Annotated in this window: 21 protein-coding genes; 15 read left to right on the forward strand and 6 right to left on the reverse strand. The window is 60.8% G+C overall.

Annotation, left to right across the window (positions count from 1 at the left end):
- Nucleotides 1-1,338 carry a thymidine phosphorylase gene (deoA, locus tag PH603_RS14315; protein ID WP_289503251.1) on the reverse strand — a complete coding sequence of 446 codons (1,338 nt, stop codon included), beginning with the start codon at nucleotides 1,336-1,338 and terminating at the stop codon, nucleotides 1-3.
- The gene (locus tag PH603_RS14320) at nucleotides 1,335-1,727 is read right to left on the reverse strand and encodes a cytidine deaminase (RefSeq protein ID WP_289503253.1); all 393 of its coding nucleotides are present in this window, start codon (nucleotides 1,725-1,727) and stop codon (nucleotides 1,335-1,337) included. The genes deoA and PH603_RS14320 overlap by 4 nt, the downstream gene beginning before the upstream one ends.
- Before the next feature lie 142 nt (nucleotides 1,728-1,869).
- Between PH603_RS14320 and upp the strand changes: the two genes are divergently transcribed.
- From upp to PH603_RS14355, 7 genes are all read left to right on the forward strand, one after another.
- Complete coding sequence (gene upp, locus PH603_RS14325) at nucleotides 1,870-2,508, forward strand: uracil phosphoribosyltransferase (protein ID WP_289503254.1); 639 nt, start codon at nucleotides 1,870-1,872, stop codon at nucleotides 2,506-2,508.
- A gap of 3 nt (nucleotides 2,509-2,511) precedes the next feature.
- Nucleotides 2,512-3,075, forward strand: a complete 564-nt coding sequence (locus PH603_RS14330; protein WP_289503256.1) for a phosphoribosyltransferase — start codon at nucleotides 2,512-2,514, stop codon at nucleotides 3,073-3,075.
- A gap of 2 nt (nucleotides 3,076-3,077) precedes the next feature.
- Nucleotides 3,078-3,902, forward strand: coding sequence for a purine-nucleoside phosphorylase (locus PH603_RS14335; RefSeq protein ID WP_289503257.1), 825 nt, complete (start codon nucleotides 3,078-3,080; stop codon nucleotides 3,900-3,902).
- A 119-nt stretch (nucleotides 3,903-4,021) separates the two neighbouring features.
- Entirely contained in the window at nucleotides 4,022-4,489 is a 468-nt protein-coding gene (locus PH603_RS14340) for a hypothetical protein (protein WP_289503260.1), read from the forward strand.
- Between the two features lie 99 nt (nucleotides 4,490-4,588).
- Complete coding sequence (locus tag PH603_RS14345; RefSeq protein WP_289503262.1) at nucleotides 4,589-4,987, forward strand: DUF6157 family protein; 399 nt, start codon at nucleotides 4,589-4,591, stop codon at nucleotides 4,985-4,987.
- A gap of 70 nt (nucleotides 4,988-5,057) precedes the next feature.
- A complete protein-coding gene (locus PH603_RS14350) occupies nucleotides 5,058-6,380 on the forward strand; it encodes an FAD-dependent oxidoreductase (RefSeq protein WP_289503263.1) in 1,323 nt (440 codons plus the stop codon).
- Nucleotides 6,381-6,401: 21 nt separating this feature from the next.
- Nucleotides 6,402-7,025: a hypothetical protein gene (locus PH603_RS14355; protein ID WP_289503265.1), complete on the forward strand. Its 624-nt coding sequence runs from the start codon at nucleotides 6,402-6,404 to the stop codon at nucleotides 7,023-7,025.
- Between the two features lie 7 nt (nucleotides 7,026-7,032).
- Here the strand turns inward: PH603_RS14355 and PH603_RS14360 are convergent, their stop codons facing one another.
- On the reverse strand, nucleotides 7,033-7,458 hold the full coding sequence (locus tag PH603_RS14360) for a PaaI family thioesterase (RefSeq protein ID WP_289503267.1): 426 nt from the start codon (nucleotides 7,456-7,458) through the stop codon (nucleotides 7,033-7,035).
- A 9-nt stretch (nucleotides 7,459-7,467) separates the two neighbouring features.
- Entirely contained in the window at nucleotides 7,468-8,316 is an 849-nt protein-coding gene (locus PH603_RS14365; RefSeq protein WP_289503269.1) for a TIGR00266 family protein, read from the reverse strand.
- Between the two features lie 163 nt (nucleotides 8,317-8,479).
- On the opposite strand from PH603_RS14365, the gene sppA reads away from it, so the two are divergent.
- The 3 genes from sppA (at nucleotide 8,480) to PH603_RS14380 (ending at nucleotide 11,482) form a co-directional block, all read left to right on the forward strand.
- On the forward strand, nucleotides 8,480-10,318 hold the full coding sequence (gene sppA, locus PH603_RS14370; protein WP_289503270.1) for a signal peptide peptidase SppA: 1,839 nt from the start codon (nucleotides 8,480-8,482) through the stop codon (nucleotides 10,316-10,318).
- A 2-nt stretch (nucleotides 10,319-10,320) separates the two neighbouring features.
- Nucleotides 10,321-10,722, forward strand: coding sequence for a peptide-methionine (R)-S-oxide reductase MsrB (gene msrB, locus PH603_RS14375; RefSeq protein WP_289503273.1), 402 nt, complete (start codon nucleotides 10,321-10,323; stop codon nucleotides 10,720-10,722).
- Between the two features lie 130 nt (nucleotides 10,723-10,852).
- Nucleotides 10,853-11,482, forward strand: coding sequence for an FMN-dependent NADH-azoreductase (locus PH603_RS14380; RefSeq protein WP_289503275.1), 630 nt, complete (start codon nucleotides 10,853-10,855; stop codon nucleotides 11,480-11,482).
- 55 nt (nucleotides 11,483-11,537) lie between these two features.
- Here the strand turns inward: PH603_RS14380 and PH603_RS14385 are convergent, their stop codons facing one another.
- Both PH603_RS14385 and PH603_RS14390 read right to left on the reverse strand, forming a co-directional pair.
- A complete protein-coding gene (locus PH603_RS14385) occupies nucleotides 11,538-12,842 on the reverse strand; it encodes a DUF3667 domain-containing protein (RefSeq protein ID WP_289503277.1) in 1,305 nt (434 codons plus the stop codon).
- Nucleotides 12,843-12,879: 37 nt separating this feature from the next.
- The gene (locus PH603_RS14390) at nucleotides 12,880-13,536 is read right to left on the reverse strand and encodes an MBL fold metallo-hydrolase (protein WP_289503278.1); all 657 of its coding nucleotides are present in this window, start codon (nucleotides 13,534-13,536) and stop codon (nucleotides 12,880-12,882) included.
- 308 nt (nucleotides 13,537-13,844) lie between these two features.
- Between PH603_RS14390 and PH603_RS14395 the strand changes: the two genes are divergently transcribed.
- From PH603_RS14395 to PH603_RS14415, 5 genes are all read left to right on the forward strand, one after another.
- On the forward strand, nucleotides 13,845-14,696 hold the full coding sequence (locus PH603_RS14395; protein ID WP_289503280.1) for a tryptophan 2,3-dioxygenase: 852 nt from the start codon (nucleotides 13,845-13,847) through the stop codon (nucleotides 14,694-14,696).
- 24 nt (nucleotides 14,697-14,720) lie between these two features.
- Nucleotides 14,721-15,344, forward strand: coding sequence for an arylformamidase (gene kynB / locus PH603_RS14400; RefSeq protein ID WP_289503282.1), 624 nt, complete (start codon nucleotides 14,721-14,723; stop codon nucleotides 15,342-15,344).
- Nucleotides 15,345-15,352: 8 nt separating this feature from the next.
- Nucleotides 15,353-15,901 carry a prepilin peptidase gene (locus PH603_RS14405; RefSeq protein WP_289503284.1) on the forward strand — a complete coding sequence of 183 codons (549 nt, stop codon included), beginning with the start codon at nucleotides 15,353-15,355 and terminating at the stop codon, nucleotides 15,899-15,901.
- 185 nt (nucleotides 15,902-16,086) lie between these two features.
- Complete coding sequence (locus tag PH603_RS14410; RefSeq protein WP_289503286.1) at nucleotides 16,087-18,885, forward strand: beta-helix domain-containing protein; 2,799 nt, start codon at nucleotides 16,087-16,089, stop codon at nucleotides 18,883-18,885.
- Nucleotides 18,886-18,995: 110 nt separating this feature from the next.
- Nucleotides 18,996-21,560 carry a TonB-dependent receptor domain-containing protein gene (locus PH603_RS14415; protein WP_289503288.1) on the forward strand — a complete coding sequence of 855 codons (2,565 nt, stop codon included), beginning with the start codon at nucleotides 18,996-18,998 and terminating at the stop codon, nucleotides 21,558-21,560.
- The last annotated feature ends 130 nt before the right edge of the window (nucleotides 21,561-21,690 follow it).

Genomic DNA, 21,690 nt, shown 5'->3' on the forward strand with positions numbered 1-21,690 from the left:
TTACTCCGTGATGGTTTCCAGAACGAGCGGCCGGGTCGCCGGCGCATCGCCCACAATGCTGTAGGCATTCTGAACAGCCCTGATCGCGGCGTCAGCCGCATCGGCGTCAGCGGCGTAAACCCGCGCCAGCGGGTCGCCGGCTTCCAGTTTAACACCAGTGCCGATCATATGGGAGAAGCCAACCCGATGATCAATAGCGGCCTTGGGATCGGTCCGCCCGCCGCCAAGCCCGATGACGGCAAGGCCGAGCGCGCGGGTATCGATTGACCCCACATGGCCCGGCTTCGGTGCCGGCACATCGCGCACAATCTTGGCCACCGGCAGGATCAGGTCAGGCGCGTCCAGAATGTCCGACGGGCCGCCATGGGCCGCGACCATCCGGGCAAACCGCTCGGCGGCCTCGCCAGAGGTCAGCGCCTCTTTCGCTTTCTGAAGTCCGGCATCGCGGTCAGCGGCAAGGCCCGTCAGCGCCAGCATCTCTGCAGCCAGGGCCAGCGTGATCTCGATGAGGCGCGGGTCAGCGGCAGCTGGGTCGGTGAGGGCCGCCACGCTTTCGCGCACTTCCACATTGTTGCCCGCCGTGGTGCCAAGGCATTCATTCATATCGGTGAGAAGTGCGGTTGTCGGCATGCCTGCAGCCCGCGCCACGCGCACGATGCTGGAGGCCAGCGTGCGGGCGTCTTCCACAGACGTCATGAAAGCGCCGTTGCCGACCTTCACGTCCATCACCAGCGAATGGAGGCCCGCCGCCAGCTTTTTCGAAAGGATCGAGGCCGTGATCAGCGGCACCGATTCGACCGTCGCCGTCACATCGCGCACCGCATAGATGCGCTTGTCGGCAGGCGCCAGATTGGCCGTCTGCCCGATGATCGAACAGCCGATTTCCTTCACCGTTTTCACGAACAGGTCATTGGCGGGCGTTACGTCATAGCCCGGGATGCCTTCAAGCTTGTCGATGGTGCCGCCCGTGTGGCCAAGGCCGCGACCGGCGATCATCGGCACGATGCCACCCGCAGCTGCCACGATGGGGGCGAGGAGCAAACTGACCTTGTCGCCCACGCCGCCGGTGGAATGCTTGTCCACAATCGGTGCACCAGCATCGAAGCCGTGTTTCTTCCAGTCGATCACATCGCCGGAGGAGCGCATGGCAAGCGTCAGCGACGCCCCCTCTTCGGGCTCCATGCCTCGGAAGAAAACAGCCATGGCGAAAGCCGCGATCTGGGCATCGGTCACGCTGCCGTCGGTGACACCGGCGACGAAGGCTTCGATGGCGGCTTTATCGAGCCGGGCGCCATCGCGCTTGGCACGGATCAATTCCTGCGGCAGAAAACGGCTCATTGCTTGCGCCGGAAAATGTGCGGCAGCAGTTCAACGAGCTTGTATTCTTCGAGAACCGCACCGGTTTTGCCGTCCAGAAGGTATACGGGCATGTCTTCCTCGCCGAATTCAGCCAACACCTGACGGCAGCCGCCGCACGGCTGGCAGGCACGGGAATCGGGGCCGACGATAGCAACCGCCGCGATCTTGCGCTGGCCACCAGCGACCATTGCCGAAACGGCGCCCGTCTCGGCGCAGTTGCCAAGCGGCGAAGCGGCATTTTCAACGTTGCAGCCGGAGAAAACCTGTCCGTCATCGGTGAGGATCGCGGCCCCGACCGGATGGTTGGAATAAGGAGCATAGGCCTTGTTGCGTGCTGCCATCGCAGCATCGATCAACCGCTTGTCCATAGAAACTCGTCCCTTTCGTTTCGTGCAGATATACAGACGACGTGAAAAAGGGCAAGTCTCGCCGTTGATCCGTGACGCTCGACAGAGGGGCTTTCAGCAGGCTAAAAAGGCGACTTCGAGTCCCAGCAAAAGGCCAATCTCTATGACAGCCTCCGTCAAGGTCGTTGACCATCCCCTTGTCCAGCACAAGCTGACCATGATGCGCCGCCGCGAGGCATCAAGTGCCGAATTTCGCAAGCTCCTGCACGAAATCGGCCTCTTTCTCGGCTATGAAGCGCTGAAAGACCTGCCCCTTGGCCATGTGATGATCGATACGCCGGTCACCGCCTTCAATGCCCCCGTGATTTCCGGCAAGCGCCTCACCTTCATTTCGATCCTGCGCGCCGGCGAAGGGCTGCTTGCCCCGCTTCTCGATCTCGTGCCCGGCGCAAGCGTGGGTCATATCGGCCTGAAGCGCGACGAGGTGACCCTGCAGCCCAGTCAGTATCTCTTCAAGGTACCGCCGCATGTGACCACCAATCTGGTGATTGTGCTTGACCCGATGCTGGCAACCGGGCATTCCGCCATCCGCGCGATCGCGGACCTCAAGGAAGCGGGCGCCCGCAACATTCGTTTCATCTGCCTTCTGGCTGCCCCCGAAGGCGTGGCAGCGCTGCAGGAAGCGCACCCCGATGTGGCGATCACCACCGCCGCCATCGACGAGAAACTGAACGATATCGGCTATATTGTGCCGGGCCTCGGCGACGCAGGCGACCGGCTGTTTGGAACAGAGGATCATTGACCCATGACCGTTGAGAAGCGTTTCGTCACCGCGCAGGAACTGCTGGACAAGAGCTTCGAGCTTGGCCTGCGTATCCTGAAAAGCGGCGAGCTGCCGAAATTCATCGTTGGTGTGTGGCGGGGCGGCACCCCGACCGGGATCGCCGTTCAGGAAATCATGGACTATTACGGCGTCCATACCGACCATATCGCCATCCGCACCTCCAGCTATATCGGCATGCAGCAACAGAAAGAGGTGAAGGTTCACGGGCTTGAATATATCATCTCCAACATCAATGCCGAGGACAGCCTCCTGATCGTTGACGATGTGTTCGACAGTGGCCGTTCGATCGAGGCGATTGTCGACCGCCTGAAAGCCAAGTGCCGCCGCAACACGCCCGAGGTGATCAAGATCGCCACCGTCTTCTACAAGCCGGCGCGCAACGTGACCCAGCTGACGCCTGACTATTATGTCGAGGAAACCGACGACTGGCTGGTGTTCCCGCACGAGCTTTCGGACCTTTCCCGCGAAGACATCAAGAAATTCAAGGGCATCGACCTGCCCGACCTGAAGATCGAGGCGAAATGACCATGATGTATGATCAGATCCAGGCGGCTGCCGCCCATATCAAGGAAGCCTACAAAGGCGAGATGCCGAAGATCGCCGTGATCCTTGGCAGCGGTCTCGCCGGCATGGCGGATGCGCTCGAAGACGCCGCTATCTTCCCGTACGGCGACTTGCCGGGCTTCCCGGTCACCACCGTGATCGGCCACACCGGCAAGCTCTATATCGGCAAGCTTGAAGGCGTGCCGCTCATCTGCATGCAGGGCCGCGTGCATGGCTATGAAGGCCATGACCAGCAGATGCTGGGCTTCCCGACCCGCGTGCTCGCCGCCCTTGGTGTTGAAACGCTGTTCATCACGAACGCTTCGGGCAGCCTTGATGTGGATGCCGGCCCCGGCAGCCTGATGATGATCACCGATCACATCAATTTCTCGGGCCAGAACCCGCTTGTCGGCGTCAATGACGACCGCCTCGGGCCGCGCTTCCCCGATATGGGCGACGCCTGGAACAAGAAGCTCCGCAAGAAGCTCGCCAAGGTCGCCGAAAAGCTCGATATCAAGCTCCACAAGGGCGTTTATATCGGCGTGAAGGGCCCGAACTTCGAAACGCCCGCTGAAATCCGCGCCTTCCGCACGTGGGGCGCAGGCTGCGTTGGCATGTCGACGATCCCCGAAGTACTGACCGCCAACCATGCGGGCATGAAGGTGGTGGGCGTTGCCTCGATCACCAACTATGGTGCCGGCATGGTGGACGAAGTGCTCAATCACGTTGATACGCTTGAATTCGCGGCCAAGGCCGCGGTCAATCTCGAGCGCCTCATTCGCGCCTTCGTTAAAGAAATCAGCGCCTGACAGGCACTGTGACAGAAGGGGCGAAATGCCCCTTCTGTTGTGATATAGTCCGCCCCCTGACCCGTTCCCAGTAGTGCAGCTTTTTCATCAAAGTCACTTGTGAACATCGGGAGGCATTCATGCCATTATCGAAACTGATCGTGCTCGCCACCGGCGCAGCGCTTGTCTCTGCTATTTCGCTTCCGTCCTTCGCGCAGGAGGAGATGAAGCCGATGAAGCAGGAAAACGCCGTCTATATGTCCATGGTCCTTGTGAAATACAAAGGCGGGATGCGGCGCAAGGCAATGGAACATATCGATAAATACTTCGTGCCAGCAGGCCAGAAAGCCGGAACGCCGGGCCCCTGGGTCCTGCATTTCGACAGCGGCCCGTGGGACGCCGCCTATTTCTGGGACCACAAAGGCGGCTATGCTGACCTTGAATGGGAAACCAGCTCGGACGACGTGAAATGGATGAAAGCGCTTGCCGACCTCAATGGTGGCAAGGAAGCCGCCATGAAACTGATGGATGACTATTATGGCATGGTCGCAAAATCGACCAAAGAGATCGGCCATCACCACCAAACACCCGACGAAATGAAGAAATAGCAAGCCCGACAAAGGACCCCGATCCGGGGTCCTTTGCTTTTTGGCTACTGTCTCTCTAGGCTCGTATGACCAACAAAAGACAAAACAGCGAGACCGATCATGAGCACCAATTACTACCAGTCTTTCATCACCTGTTCCGCCGACTGCCCCGCCCGGGAAGGCGAAATCCCCGCAAAACCCGGCACCATCGCCGCCCTGCAGTATGACCTGCTGGCAAATGGGCCCTACACGATTACGAGCGACGACCTGTTGTTCGAGGTACACGCGATAAGGAACGGGATTGCGGCGAGTGACAGGGACGCCGAGAAAGCGGCTTTTTTCTCGAAGCCCAAGGCCTGTCTGCGTGCCTCGCCCCTTGTGAAACAATTCGGCTGGGGCCTGCATCATGATGAAGAAGGCCGCATCGCCCTTGTCGGGCTGGGCACCGAAACATACAAGGACCTCACCTCGCGCGCGGATATCAAAACGGTGCCGGGGATGCGCAGCAAACGTACCTGAGCCTCCGACTTTGCTTCGCGGCCATTCCGTGGCATCCTTGCACCCCAGGGGACAAGGTGGGGAGGACCGTATGGCCGAGACAGGCAACGGGCTGAGCAATCTGTCGGTCGCGATCATCGGGGCAGGCCCGGCCGGTTATTACACCGCCGAGGCGCTGACGGACCAGAACGACCATGTCCTTGTCGATATCATCGATGCCCTGCCCACCCCCTTCGGGCTGATCCGCGCGGGCGTCGCCCCCGATCACCAGTCAATCAAGAATGTATCGCGGCGCTATGAGGCCACCGCGGGCCGCGATCATGTGCATTTCATCGGCAATATGCGGCTCGGGCGCGATGTGACGCTTGCCGAACTGATGCAGCTTTACGATGCCGTGGTGCTGGCCACGGGGGCGCCGAAGGATCGCACGCTCGGGATCGACGGTGAAAATCTCCCCGGTGTTGTCGGCTCCGGCGCCTTTGTCGGCTGGTATAACAGCCACCCCGATTTCCGCGACCTCTGCCCCGATTTGCAGGTGGCGGCGGTAGCCGTCATCGGCAATGGCAATGTGGCGGTCGATGTGGCCCGGATACTCGCCAAGACCCCGCACGAGATGGAAGCGACCGATCTTGCCCGCCACGCTGCCGACTGCATCCACAAAAGCCCTATCCGCGATATCTATCTGATCGGTCGCCGGGGGCCGCTTGATGCCAGCTTCACCCCGAAGGAACTGGGTGAACTGAACGCGCTTGAGGAAGCCGTGGCGCTTGTGAACCCCGCCGACCTACCGGACGCGAGCATCGACGCCACCCTTGAAGGAACGGCAAAGAAGAACATGCCGATCCTGCGCGCCATGGCCGCGAACCGGCCGGAGGATGCCAAACGCGTGCGGCTGCATCTGCAATTCTGCTGGCGCCCGATGGCGGTGCTCGGCGACGAACGCGTTTGCGGACTGCGGCTCGAACGCACCAAAGTGGTGGACGGCAAAGCTGTGGGCACGGGGCAGACCGAAGTGCTGCCCGTCGGCCTTGTGGTGCCAGCCATCGGCTACCGGTCGAGCCCTATCGAGGATGTGCCTTATGACGAAGCCAAGGGCCGCTTCCGGAACGATGACGGCAGGATATCGGACCGGCTTTATGCCGTCGGCTGGGCCAAGCGCGGCCCGACCGGCACCATCGGCACCAACAAGCCGGACGGCCTTGACGTCGCCGCCCGCATCCTTACCGAGGTGAAACCCGGCCTGCGCCCGGGCCGCGCCGGGCTTGAAGAGCTGATCCGCGACCGCGGCCTCACGGTCGTCACCTTCCGCGACTGGAAAAAGATCGAAGCCGCCGAAGTCGCCCACGCCACGGGCGGCGCCCCGCGCGAAAAATTCACCGACGTCAGCGAAATGGTGAAGGTGGCCAAGGGGTGATAAACACCAAATGAGACTGACATGATTATAAATAGAGAAGATGCAGAAAATATACTGAGCGATCTCAAGAAACGTCTGCTTGACATTCCTTTTTCATCAATGCTCGAAGTAATAGATTTACTCGATACTGATGATTGGTCTTTAACAATAAAAACACACGCCATAATAGAATCGATAATAACATTAGCAATATTATCTAAAGAAAAAAATCAACACATAAAGGAAACAATAAAATTACTACCCCTTCATGGCGGCACCTCAAGCAAATCGGATCTCGCTGTAAAATTGGGGCTGCTAACTAAAGAACAAAAAAAATTCCTCGTTAACCTTTCCGAAATAAGAAATAAAATGTCTCATGATCGAGAGCACATTAACTCTGATTTGAAGCCTTATTTCGACAAAATGGATACCAACAAGCTGAAGCAGTGGAAGGGCAATGCCTTATGGTTCTGCAGCAAAAATGAGAGAGCTTCTCAGAAATTTTCTGTCATATTTGATGAAATCCCAACAATAGCAATAGCCATCAGCGCTGCTATACTCGTCGCCCACATAGAACTCCGGCGCATAGAAGAAGAAGCCTCAGACGAAATCGAGTTTGCCACTTCAAAAACGATCAACCAAATACTCGAAGGCAGCCTCAGATAGCGGAAGACTAAGATAAAGCCTTCAGCTTCTTGATCGTCCCGCCGAAGCTCAGCACCGGTTCGCCGTTTGCGGTCATGATGCCGCGTGCGAAGATCAGGTTCCGTGTGGCTTTCACCACCTCGCCTTCGGCTTCCATCCAGTCCCCCGGCTTGGCGGGGCCGACGAAATCGCAGTGGAAATTCACCGTCACGCCCGGACCATCCTTGTGGTCGCGCGCGATGGCGAAGAGGGCGGCGTCGGCGAAGGTCATCAGCATGCCGCCGTGCATGGCGCCCTGCCCGTTGACATGGCGCTCGTCCGCCCGGAACGCCACTTTCCAGCCCTTGTCATCGGCGCGCCGCGCAATGAAGAAGGGGCCGACGTGGGCTTCAAAGCGGTCCTCGCCGCTCCACATGCTGTAACCTTCGGGGATCGTCCCGTCTTTCGGTGCCATATATATTCCTCAGAACCTGTTGTCGCCGTCGAGCACCCGGCCGATACCACCAAGCACCGAGCCTTCACCCTTGTCAGCGCCGCCGCCCTTGGGCATCGCCGCCCACATGCGGCCGGCCAGACGGCTGAAGGGCAGGCTTTGCAGCCATACCTTGCCGGGGCCGCGCAGGCGCACGAAGAAGACGCCCTCACCGCCGAAGATCATGGATTTGATGCCGCCTGCGGCCACAAGGTCCATATCCACATCGGATGTCATGGCGGCCAGACAGCCAGTGTCCACATGCAGTTCCTCGCCGGGTTTCAGCTCGCGCTCGATCACCGTGCCGCCCATATGGACAAACACCCAGCCGTCGCCGTCCAGCTTCTGCATGATGAAGCCTTCGCCGCCGAAAAGGGCGGTGAGGACGCGCTTCTGGAAATGGATGCCGATCTGCACGCCGCGTGCGGCCGCAAGGAAGCTGTCCTTCTGGCAGATCAGGCGTCCGCCGTAATCATCCAGCCGGAGCGCCAGAATATTGCCGGGATAAGGGGCCGCGAACGCCACATGCGCCTTGCCCTGCCCTTCGTGCGTGAAAACCGTGGAGAAAAGGCTTTCGCCGGTAATGAGCCGCTTGCCGACAGAAAGAAGCTTGCCCATGAAGCCCGCATCCTGCCCCGAGCCATCGCCAAGCACGGCATGCATGCCGACATGGGCGCTTTTGTACATCATGGCGCCGGCTTCGGCCACGGCCGACTCGCCCGGATCAAGCTCGATTTCCACGAACTGCATCTCGGCGCCCTTGATCACATAGTCGATATCGTCCGAAAGGCTGGCCGAGCGTTTGTGGCGCTGCACCGGCACGTCTGGAACCTGGCTCATGGTTATTCCTCCTGTCGTTTCCTTTTTCCGCCTCATTCAGGATACAAACTTTGGTGTGCTGCACTTGACGGAAGCCCCGCCGATGCGCACGTTGATACCTGAACAAGTGGGCGCTATGAAATCATAGTGCCCCAGCAATTCCAAGACCCGGAGTCCCGTTCGCATGCAAGGCATCTGGAAAGCCCTTAAAGCCCTTATCAACACCATTCAGGGGGTCGGCACTTTTGTCGCCGGTATCCTTGTCATCCTGGCGCTTGTTCTCGTCGTCAGGTTTGCGAACCGCACGGTTGAACTGCCCGGCGTGCCCAATGGCTCGGTCCTTGTGCTGTGGCCCGAAGGCAATGTGGTGGAGCAGGCACAGTATCCGAACCGGCTGTCGCTGATTTTCAACAGCTTCGACCAGCAACCGCCGGAAACGAGCGTGCATGACATCTTGACCGCCATCGAGCGCGGCAAGAATGACAGCCGCATCGCCGCCATGGCGATCCTGACCGACAATATGTGGGGTGTGTCGCCCGCCCACGGGCATGAGATTGCCGAGGCCGTGCGCTCGTTCCGCGAGGCCGGCAAGGAAGTTTACGCCATCAGCTCGGAATATGATCAGGCGAGCTACCTGATCGCTGCCGAGGCCACCAAGGTGTTCCTCAACCCGGCGGGCTCGCTGCTCCTCACCGGATACGGCCAGTATGTGCCGCACTTCAAGCAGCTGCTCGACAAGGTCGGCGCCACCGTCAACGTCTTCCGGGTTGGCACCTACAAGTCGGCGGTTGAGCCTTATCTGCGCGACGATATGTCGGAAGCGGCCAAAACCGCCAACCGGGCTTTCCTTGGCGCGCTTTGGGAATCTTACGAATCGTCCGTCACCCGCGCCCGCGGGCTGGAGGCTGGCGCGCTGTCACGCATGCTCACCGATTTCAGCAATGTGCTGAAAGCCGGTGGCGGCAACTTTGCGCAGGCGGCCCTTGATCAGGGCCTTGTCGACGCGCTGGCGCCGCGGTCCGACTGGCGCGCCGAACTGATGGACAAATATGGCACCACGCCCGATGGCGTGAGCTTCAACCAGATTCATTATCAGGCCTATCTGGGGGCTACCCAGAATATGGCGAAGCGTGGCGACAAGGCGATTGCCGTGATCACCGCGCAGGGCGAAATCGTGATGGGCGACGGCCCGATCAATGTGGCGGCGGCTGAAACGCTGGTGCGCCATATCCGCGAAGCCCGCACGGACGAAAACGTGGCGGCCATCGTGCTGCGCGTAGACAGCCCCGGCGGTTCGGCCTTCGCGTCCGAACTGATCCGTCAGGAACTGGCGGCTGCACAGGCCGATGGCATCCCTGTCATCTCGTCCTTCGCCTCGATGGCGGCATCGGGCGGCTACTGGATCGCGTCCACCTCGGATGAAATCTGGGCCGAACCCACCACCATCACCGGCTCCATCGGTATCTTCGGGGTAATCCCGACCTTTGAAAACACGCTCGACAAGATCGGCGTCCACACCGACGGCGTTGGCACCTCGCCGCTCGCTGGCGCTTTCGATGTTTCGCGGCCGATGTCCGAAACCGCGAAGGATGTGGTGCAGCAGTCGATCGAGGAAGGCTACCGCCAGTTCCTCACCCGTGTGGCCGCCGGCCGTGGCATGTCGATCGAGGACGTGGACAAGATCGCACAGGGCCGCGTCTGGGCCGGTTCGGTGGCACAGACCATCGGCCTTGTCGATAATCTCGGCGGGCTGGATGACGCCATCGCCGCCGCCGCTGCCAAGGCGGGTGTCACCTCCTACGAGCCCGTCTTCTACCGTGACTCGCCGAGCAATCTGGACACCATCATCGCCGATATCCTCGACAGCCTCGCCGTCAAGGCGCCGGTCGATGACCTCAGCCTGATCAGCCAGTCGCCGATGTTCAAAACGGCGATGATGCTGAAAACCGAGGCCATGGCGCTCGTGAAGTTCAACGACCCCATGGGCCGTTATGCGCTCTGCCTTGAATGTTCGGTGCGGTAAGGATGGACGACGCGCGGAAAAAGTCGGACGCCGAATGGCAGGCTGAACTGACGCCCGAGCAATATGCCGTGTGCCGCTGCGGCGGCACCGAACGGGCCTTCACAGGCAAATATTGGGACGAGAAGCGCGCAGGCACCTACGCCTGCGCCGCCTGCCACACACCGCTTTTCTCCAGCGACACCAAATATGACAGCGGTTCGGGCTGGCCGAGCTATTGGGCGCCGATTTCGGACGATGTTGTGGCCGAAAAGCGCGACATCAGCCACGGCATGATCCGCACCGAAATCCTGTGCGCCAAATGCGAAAGCCACCTTGGCCACGTGTTCCCGGACGGCCCCCGCCCCACGGGCCTGCGCTACTGCGTCAACAGCCTGTCGCTGGACTTCGAACCGAAGGAAGGCTGACACCTCTCTGTGGCATGCTTTTCGGCGTGTCGCAGAATTTGCAACTTCGGGTGCCGTTTTATCGGGCTAAATCCGCAACGCTGCAACGCTTATCTTCAGGTCAACAGAACCCCTGACCCGGAGAAAAGTCATGAACAGCCAAGCCCTGAACATCCTGCGCATCGATACGAGCGCGACCCCTGCCACCTCGAATTCCAAGGCCCTTGTTGACCTGTATCTCGAAACGCTGGCCGCGAATGGCCACGATGTGACCCTCACCTCGCGCGATCTTTCGACCGCCCTGCCGCTGATTGACGCCACCTGGATCGGCGCCAACTTCACCCCCGCTGACAAGCGCACGGACGAGCAGACCAAAGCCCTCGCCCTGTCCGACAGCCTGATCGACGAAGTGAAGGCACAGGATGTGCTGCTGATCAGCACGCCGATCTACAATTTCGGCACGCCTGCCGCCTTCAAGACCTGGATCGACCTGATCGCCCGCGCCGGTGTCACCTTCCGCTACACGGAAAATGGCCCGGAGGGCCTGCTCAAAGGCAAGAAAGCGGTGATCTTTGTCACCTCGGGCGGCACGCAGGCTGAAAGCGCCATCGATTTCGCAACGCCCTATATCCGCCATGTGCTCGGCTTTGTCGGCATCAAAGATGTGACCGTGGTTGCTGCTGACCAGCTGGCGATCCGCGCCGCCGAAAGCCTTGAAAAGGCCCGTGCCGGTGCCGTGAAAGCAGCGGAAGAGCTGGTGGCCGCCCGCCGCGCCGCCTGACCCTTTCTCCGGCCCTCGTTCTGAAGGCCCCCGGGGGCTGCGTGCCCGCCTCCCCTTACAAGGCGCGCAGCCCCTGGAATACGGCGGTCAGGATACCGCCCAGAAGAATAACAAAATAGGTAACCCAGATAAAGCCGGCCTTCAGGAAAGCCCTGATCCAGCCCTGCATCTGCCCCACCTTCAGCGCGACGATGATATAAAGCGACGTGCCCCACCAGAAGACGCTGAAACCGATGTCCCCGCCATATATGGGCACCACCACGGTCAGCGCCGCCATCAGCAGGAACAGGAAGCTGTGGAAATGCAGCGAAAAGACCAGCTGGTGGACATAATTCCGCCCCTTGCCCCAATGGGTGATCCACAATAGCAGCGCAAAGATGGGCATCAGCACCAAGAGTGCACGCGGCATCCAGATGTTGAACAGGCTGTTGAAGGTCGTCGGGTCCTCGAAGGACCGTGCGAGCCCATGCATGGCGCCAACGGTGAGCACATCGAACTGTTTGCTGTCGATCAGCTTCTGGGTTTCTTCCGGCGTCAGGCTGATGCGGGGCGCGTCGCTCACCGGCACGAACATACCCAGTGTCAGGCGGTAGGGCACTTCGGGCAGGTCAAAACCGGTGCCTCCGGCCGCCCCGATTATAACATCGTCGTCATCCGCATTCTCGGCGCTTTCCTTTGCCCGCAGCTGACGTTCGAGGTCCGCCTTGGCCTCGGGCTTCAGTTCCACGCCGCTTTCATTCAGGGATGAAATGACATCCTGAACGACCGCTTCAACCTCCGGCGAATTGGCGGGTGTCGTCTCTGCAGGTGCTGGCTCCGTTGCTGGCGCCACGCCGTCGCTCTGTGGGGCTTCGGGTTCTGTATCAGGGGCCGCTTCCGCCGGTGCGTCGCCGCCGGTTTCGCTTGTCTCTTCGGTTTGCTCATCGTCCTTCGGCACCAGCTTCAGGTCAAGGATCGACACATTGGCGAGCGTCAGAAGAAGGAAGAAACCGATGGAGACAACGATATAAAGCCGCACTGGCGGGAAATACCGGGTGCGGTGGCCGTTCATATATTCGCGGGTCAGGAAACCGGGGCGCAGCACCAGCGAAACGATGGTGCGGTAAAAGCGGCTGTCGGACGAAAGCGTGTAATCAAACGCGTCGGTGATGAAGGTCCAGAGCGGGCGTTTGAGCGTGCCTTCCTTCTGCCCGCAGGCGTGGCAGTAAGGCCCTTCCATCAAGGTGCCGCAATCAAGGCAGCGTTGCTCGCGTGCCTGTACCTCGGTCATCGCGTCCCGCAACTTGCGGCGCCGCCGCCGTTCGGGATAGCGGAAAGGTTTCCTCAGTTTCGCGAGAAACCGCCTGTATCTTGCCTGCATCGCCTAAAGCCCCCTTTGACGAATGCCATGTGCCCGATCAGGATGCGCGCGAAAGCACCCTGTCGGCCACAAACGGATTGCTTTGCCGCTCGTCCCCGAAGGTGGACAAGGGGCCATGGCCGGGCACGAAGGTCACTTCACTGCCGAGCGGCCACAATTTCTCAGTGATCGATTTGATCAGCGTCGGCCCGTCCCCGCGCGGGAAATCGGTCCGCCCGACGGAACCCTTGAACAGCACATCGCCCACGAAGGCGACCTTCGAGTTCGGCTCGAAAAAGACCACATGGCCCGGCGTATGGCCGGGGCAATAAACGGTATCAAACATCACATTACCGAAGCCGACCTGTTCGCCGTCTTCCAACCATTCATCGGGCGCGACCGACCGCAGGCCCGGCAGGCCGTAATTGGCGGCGTCGGTTTCGATCCGCTCCAGCCAGAAGGCGTCTTCCTTCTGGGGGCCAATCACCGGCACACCAAGCCGCTCGCGCAGGGCAGCTGCCCCGCCAGCGTGATCCAGATGCCCGTGGGTGAGGAGAAGCTTCACGATCTTCACACCACGCGCTTCGGCGGCAGCGATCAGCTTCTCCGGCTCGCCGCCCGGATCAACGAAAGCGCCTTCCATCGTCTCGTCGCACCAGACAAGGCTGCAATTCTGCTGGAAAGCGGTCACGGGGATGATCTGGGCCTTGAGCATGGCGTCCTCTTGTTGGTTTCGCCTGAACCTTAGTGAGGGCGGGCGCCAGAGGCAAGCCCGGAGCCCTTCCGTGATTTAGAGCTTGACCCACCCCCTGCTGCAGATAGCTTGCGAGACCAACCGTGCCCGTATAATAGTTGCGAGTGAAACCATGTTACGCATCCCGCTGGCCCTCCTGTTGACCCTGTTTGCTGGCGGCTGCGCGATCGTTACCGCACCGGTCAAGGTGGCGACCGGGGCGATCGACATTGTGGTCGACACGGTCGACTGAAAAGCGCCACCCGAAACGCCCTAGTGATGGACCGCGCATGACCGACACCGCAGCCCCGAAAACCAGCGTCGACCTGACCGGCGAAGGCATCCACTGGAAACAGAATCTGAGCTACGGCAGTTATCTCGATCTCGATAACCTGCTGGCCTGCCAGAATCCGGTATCGGACGAGCATGACGAGATGCTGTTCATCGTCATCCATCAGGCCTCCGAGCTGTGGCTGAAGCTGTGCGTGCACGAGATTGGCGCCGCCATGAAGCTCTTGGAACAGGGCGAAGACCTCGGCCCCGTCTTCAAGATGCTGGCGCGCGTTTCGCGCATTCAGGCTAACCTGCAGCAGTCGTGGGAAATCCTGTCGACACTGACACCTGCCGACTATGCCGCCTTCCGTGACAAGCTCGGGCATTCGTCAGGCTTCCAGTCCTTCCAGTACCGCGAAGTTGAATACCGGCTTGGCAACAAGAATGCCCAGATGGCCGAAGCCCACCGCGACGTGCCCGCGCGCTACGCCCGCCTGCAGGCGGTGCTGGATGCGCCAAGCTTTTATGATCTGTGCCTACAACTCCTCGCCCGCCGCGGCTTCGATATCCCGGCCGAGGTGACGAACCGAGACTGGCGCCAGCCTTACAAGGCGAATGCCAAGGTTGAAGACGCGTGGCTTGCCATCTACCGCAACACCGCTGACCACTGGGATCTTTACGAACTAGCTGAAAAGCTGGTCGACCTTGAGCATCATTTCCACGCTTGGCGCTTCGCCCATATGAAAACCGTGGAACGGATCATCGGCTACAAGCCCGGCACCGGCGGCACCGGTGGGGTCAGCTATCTGCAGAAAGCGCTCGACCTGCGCTTCTTCCCCGAGCTTTGGACCGCGCGGACGCGCATGTGACGACAGGACCAAGGGAGACACCCCGTGATCTATGACATCAGCCAGACGCTCCGCCCCGGCATCCCGGTATGGCCCGGTGACACCGACTATGAAATGACCGAAACGTGGGAAATGAACGACACTTGCCCGGTGAAGGTCTCAAGCCTCACGCTTTCCACCCACACCGGCAGCCATGCCGATGCCCCGTGCCATTATACGCTCGACGGGCTCGACAGCGCCTCGACCCCGCTGGACACCTACCTTGGCCCTGCGCAGGTGATCGACCTTTCGCAAAGCGTTGGCGCGCTGGTCACCAGCGACGACCTCTCCGGCAAGCTCAAGGACGGCGTCGGTCGTGTGCTTCTGAAACTTTTCCCGACCTTCCCCCACGATGGGTGGGACCCGGCCTTCCCGGCCATCCATCCCGAGACAATCGACTGGCTGGCGGCGCGCGAGGTGAAGCTGATCGGCACCGATGTGCCGTCGCTTGATCCGCAGGAATCGAAAACGCTGGATGCCCACCGGCGGGTGGCGGCCAATGGCCTCGCGATCCTTGAAGGGCTGGTGCTGGACGCCGTGCCCGAAGGCGTTTACGAGCTGATCGCCCTGCCCCTGAAGATCGAGGGGGCGGATGGCAGCCCCGTTCGCGCCATCCTGCGCAGTCTTTGAGGCGACGGGTGGAACCGCGCGCCTCGCTCGCTGACATCCACTGGCCTGCCTTTGCGGCGGGTTTGGTGATCATCGGCGGGGCCTGCGCCTATATGATGCCGGACCTGCCCCGGCTGGCCGCCAGCCTCGTGCTGCTTACCGCCCTTCTCTATCTGGCGCTTTATGACATTCGTCACATGCGCCTGCCAAATGCTGTCACCTTTCCCCTCATTGCCCTCGGCCTTTTGCACGCTGGCCTTAACCAATATGACAATCCGTTTGCGGACAGCCTGATCGGCGCCGCTGCCGGATATGGCATCCTCTGGGGCATCAGCGCTGCATACCGGGCCCTGCGCGGACGTGACGGGCTGGGGCTTGGCGACGCCAAACTCGTCGCGGCGGCGGGCGCGTGGCTTGGCTGGCAATCGCTGCCGTTTCTGCTGCTTTTCGCGGCCGGCGGGCAGCTTCTCGCCCTCCTCATCCCGCCCCTCATCGGCAAGCGTTTCGACTCGTCCGCAGCCATCCCTTTCGGGCCGGCGATTACGCTATCATTTTGGGCGCTCTGGCTCGTCCGATAGGGCGTTTTTCGGGTCGAGTGTGAACGTTTTGTGAATATTTGACCCCCCTTTCACCCCTGCAAAGAAACTGTAACAGGCGCTCTCTATAGCCGCATTTCGGTGCTTGGCTCCGATCCGTTCGGGCTGCCCGGCGCATGGATTTGTTCCAATCCGACCTAATCAAAAGTCCTTTGCGGGGAAGAAACATGACCAGCATGAAATCACTGAAGTCGGTGCTATTGGCCGCGACTGCCGCCCTGGCAATCGCTGCTTGCGGCGACAGCTCGACCGAACTCGCCTCACCGGGCAATGAAGGCCCGAACCCGGGCACCGGCGGCGATGGCGGCAACGGCGGCGGCGATGGCGGCGGCGATGGCGGTGGCAGCACCGGCGATTGCCCGACCGGCACCACCGGCGTAACCGTCGGCAGCCAAACGCACTGCCGTCTCTCCGGCACCATCACCAGTGACATCACCCTGACCGAAGGCAACCTGTACCAGCTGAGCGGCAAGGTTGTGATCGGCGTGGACGCAGGCGCTGAAGGCAATGCCGGCGCTGGCGATCCGGCCACCCTCACCATTGAACCGGGCGTCACCATCTACGGCGCGACCAAGAGCGACGTTCTGGTCATCTCGCGCGGTTCGAAAATCGAAGCTGACGGCAACTCGGGCGACCCTATCGTCTTCACCTCGGGCCTCGACCTCGGCCTTGCTTCCGCCCTTGGCATCTCGAACACCCGTCCGAGCTACAGCGGCCCGGCGCTTGAAGAGCCCTTCACCGCTGAATGGGGTGGCATCGTGATCAACGGTCGCGCCTCGATCAACACCTGTAACGGTTCGGGCATCTGCGAAGCAGAAGGCGAAGGCGACAGCGGCCTCTATGGCGGCAACGACGACGCGGACTCGAGCGGTTCGATGAAATATGTTCAGGTCAAATATGCCGGTAACCCGATTACCGCTGATGACGAACTGAACGGTATCGCCTTCCAGGGCGTCGGTTCGGGCACCGAGCTCGACTATATCCACGTCCACAACGGCGCTGACGACGGCGTCGAGTTCTTCGGCGGCACCGCCAACATCAAGCACCTTGTGATCACCGGCGCTGACGACGACAGCCTCGACTGGACCCAGGGCTGGCGCGGCAAGGCCCAGTATGTTCTCATCATGCAGAACTCGAACCAGCCGAACTCGGACCAGGGCATCGAAGCCGACAACTTCGGCGACGGCATGGACTTCACCCCGCGTGCACGTCCGCTCCTGTCGAACATGACCATCATCGGCGCTGGCGACAAGAGCATCGGCGACATCGGCATGCTGCTCCGCGCTGGTACCGGCGCCCGCATCTGGAACACGGTTGTCACCAACTTCGGTGAAGAGTGCCTCGATATCGATGACGCACCGACCTATGCAAACCGTGACAATGCCACGACCGGCATCACCATCCAGTCGACCTTCCTGGCTTGCACCAGCGGCAACTTCGACAATGGTGCTGAAGACGGCGATCTGGAAAGCTGGTTCCTCGGCCAGTCGAACAACAAGGTCGGCACCTCGTCGCTTTCGGGCTTCATCAACGGCACGCAGGAAAATGCCGTCGTTGCAACGAACGTCCGCAGCGTCAACACCTTCTTCGACAACGCCGGTTACGCCGGTGCAGTGCGCTCGGCCGCCACGGCTGACAACTGGACCCTCGGCTGGTCCTACGGCATCAACGACGCTGCCGGCTGCCCGGATGGCACCACCGCCGAAGGCGATGATGCTTGTGTCCTTGAAGGCACGCTCACCGAGAACGTCCGCCTGATCGCCGGTTTCGACTATATCCTGAAAGGGAAAGTCGTTGTTGGTGAAGATATCGGCGGCAACGGCAACAGCCCGTCGGCCACCGCCGCTCAGGCAACCCTCACGATCGACGCTGGCGTCACCGTGATGGGTGAAGACAAGCAATCCTACCTCGTCGTTTCGCGCGGTTCGAAGCTTGTATCGAACGGCACCAAATCGTCGCCCGTGACCTTCACCTCGGTGAATGATGCCACTGCCAACCTCGACACCGATACCTCGCTCTGGGGCGGTCTCGTGATCAACGGCCGTGCCCCGATCAACACCTGTAACGGTTCGGGCATCTGCGAAGCAGAAGGCGAAGGCGACAGCGGCCTCTATGGCGGCAACGTCTCCGACGACGACAGCGGCCAGATCCTCTACACCGTCGTGAAATACGCCGGCAACCCGATCACTGCCGATGACGAACTGAACGGCGTTGCCTTCCAGGGCGTTGGCTCGGGCACCACTGTTGACTATCTGCAAGTCCACAACGGCGCAGACGACGCGGTCGAATTCTTCGGCGGCACCGTCAATGCGAAGCACCTTGTTCTGACCGGCGCTGACGATGACAGCCTCGACTGGACCCAGGGCTGGCGCGGCAAGGTTCAGTACGCCGTAATCGTACAGAACCCGAACCAGCCGAACTCGGACCAGGGCATCGAAGCCGACAACTTCGGCGATGGCATGGACTTCACCCCGCGTGCACGTCCGTTCCTGTCGAACATCACCCTCTACGGCGCTGGCGACAGCAGCATCGGTGACATCGGCATCCTGCTCCGCGCTGGTACAGGCGCCCGTATCTGGAACACGGTTGCCGCCAACTTCGGTGAAGAGTGCCTCGACATCGATGATGCACCGACCTACGCCAACCGCGACAACGTGAACTCCGGCATCACCATCCAGTCGACCCTGCTGGGCTGCGTTGACAGCGGCAACTTCGACGATGGCGCCGAAGACGCGGACCTCGAAGCCTGGTTCCTTGGCCAAAGCAACAACGTTGCAGCAGACACGGGTACCGTCCTCGTTGCACCGGCCGGTGGTGGCAAGAACTTCATCACCAGCCAGTCCGCAGTAACGGCCACCAACGTCAGCGCAGTCGACAGCTTCTTCGACAACACCGACTTCATCGGTGCCGTGAAGAACGACGCTGGCGACTGGACCAAAGGCTGGACTGTCTGGCTCCACCAGTAAGGACCTGAACGGGTGGCGCTGCCGGCATGCGGAAATTGTCCGCAATCCCCGGCAGCGCCATCGCCATACCTAATCGAACCTGAATGGTGCAAAAGATGAAATCATTCGACATGAGCCTTAAGGGAGCCCTGCTTGCTTCCACCGTGCTCGCCCTGCCCACTGCAGCGATTGCGCAGGAAACGCAGGACAGCGGTATCGAGGAAGTCGTCGTACAGGGCCAGTATATCCCTGACGAAAAGCGTGCGACCTCGGAAATCTCCAACATCCTTGACGCGGAAGCCTTCGCCCGCACGGGTGACAGCGACGTGGCCGTAGCCCTGACCCGGGTCACCGGTCTCTCGGTTGTCGGCGGCAAATATGTCTATGTCCGCGGTCTTGGCGAACGCTACTCGCTCGCCCAGCTCGACGGCTCGACCCTGCCGCCGCTGTCGCCACTGCGCCGCGACGTGCCCCTCGACATCTTCCCGACCGCCATGGTCGGCTCCGTCCTCGTGCAGAAAACCTTCTCGCCTGAATATCCGCTCGACTTCGGCGGCGGTGTCGTCGACATGCGCACCAAAGCCGTGCCGGACGAGCAGATCCTTGAGATCGGCATCGGCACCAAGTTCAATACCGAAAGCACCTTCAAGGGCGGCCTCAGCTACGATGGTCCGAACTCTGAATTCTTCGGTTTTGGCGGCAAGATGCGCGATCTGCCGGCAGCCCTTGCTGCCAACCCGACGCTTGAAGGCATGACCGCCGAAGAGCGTAACGCAGCAGCCGAAGCCCTGCCGAACAAATGGTCAATCGATGCGGAGGACAACCTGCCCGCCGCCAAGGTCGATTTCACCTACGGCGACCGCTTCGAATCCGGTGACAACGCCTACGGTTTCCTCATCTCGGGCAACTATGAGAACGAGTGGGACAACGAGTTCGGCGAGCGCAATACCTACGCCACCTCGAACGCCGGCCTCGTGCCCCGCGACGAAGTGAATGCCGAAGCCTGCGCCAAGTATGAAAGCGGCGATGCCACCGATTGCGGTCGCCGCGTCACCAACCAGAATATCAGCCTCAATGGTATCCTGACCGTTGGTGCCGAGCTCGGCCCCGATCACGCCCTGAAGGCTACTTCGGTGATCCTGCGCAAGTCCACGAAGCGCGCTTCGATCGAGAAGGGTTCGTTCGCTTCCGATCCGGGCTCGATCCGCACCAACAGCGAAACCTGGTGGGAAGAGCGTGAAGTCTGGTGGAACCAGGTATCGGGCGAGCATCATTTCTCGCACGATAGCGACACGTTCCAGGAAACCCAGGTCAACTGGCTCGCCAACTATACCCGGTCGACCCGTGACCTGCCCTTCTGGCGCGAATTCACCTACGATTTCGACGAGAACGAACAGGCCGATCTCCTGTCGCCCCGTACCGACGGCAACCGCACGTCCTACGGCGCCCTGAAGAGCGAAACCTGGTCGGGCGGCGTCGATATCCTCCAGCCCGTCACGCTCGGCGATACGCCGGTCGATTTCAAGCTCGGTGCCCATATGTCGGATCAGGACTATACGTCCTCGATGCTGCGTTATGGCTTCGTCTTCCCGGCGGGTGCCAATATCGAGCTTCGCAAGCTTGTTCCTGAAATCGTCTTCGGTCCGGTCAACCTTGATCCGGCTGGCATTACGCTCGCCGAATATACCGACCCGTCGGACGAATTCACCGGCAACCAGAAGATCACCTCGCTTTATGCCGGGATCGACGCCCAGCTTTCCGACGTGCTTCGGATCGCTGTCGGTGGCCGCTATGAAAAGTCGGAACAGGATCTTCTGACCTTCATCCGCGTCACCGGCGAGCCTGACCCGGTCAGCCGCTCGGAAGAGGATTTCCTCCCCGCCGCGACCCTGACCTGGGAATTTGCCGAGAACCTGCAGCTGCGTCTTGCCTACTCGCAGACGGTGAACCGCCCGACGCTCCGCGAGTTGTCGCGCGCTACCTTCGTCAACGAGCGTGGCGAGAACGTTCGCGGCAACCCCGATCTCCTGACGGCCGACATCGACAACTATGATGCCCGGATCGAATGGTACTTCGGTGCTGCCGACTTCGCGTCGGTCGGTGTCTTCTACAAGGACTTCACCAACCCCATCGAGGAAAGCTACACCATCCTCGGCGAGGGCCCGCTGAAGAGCCTGCAGAATGCCGCCGGTGCCAAGCTGAAGGGCGCGGAAGCCGAACTGCAGATCAACCTGCCGGTTCGCGAGGCTTTCGGCTGGGACTTCGTGGGTGACCGCGAATTCTTCTTCAACGGCAACATCTCCTACATCGATTCGGAAGTGGACCTGACCGGTCAGGACACCCAGGCAACGACGCTGGTGCGTCCGCTGCAGGGCACGTCCAAGTGGCTCGGCAACGCTTCGATCGGCTGGGAAGAGTTCGAGACCGGCGAGCGCGTCTCGCTCGTCCTCAACTATCAGGGCAAGCGGATCGACGGTACGGGCCTCTTCGGGGCACCGGACGTTTACGAGAACCCGCCGATCCTCCTGAACTTCGTTTACAAGCGGAATGTCGATGTGTTCGGCGGCCCGCTCGAAGTCAGCTTCAAGGCAGAAAACCTGCTGAACGACGATTACCGCCGCACGCAAGGCGAGGGTATCTTCGAACAGTATGACCTCGGTCGCGCCTTCTCGCTCGGCTTCAAATACTCGTTCTGATCACTATCGCGCGTCCAAGCACGATCGGAAGAACTGGCCCCCCGAAGCAATCTTCGGGGGGTTTCTTTATGGGACACCGCCAGCCTGGTAGCCGCTTTGATGGCAAATTTGTTTCGGAAAAATGACATTT

Origin of the sequence: Gimibacter soli (assembly GCF_028463845.1) — a bacterium.
GTDB classification, from domain to species: Bacteria; Pseudomonadota; Alphaproteobacteria; order Sphingomonadales; family Kordiimonadaceae; genus Gimibacter; species Gimibacter soli.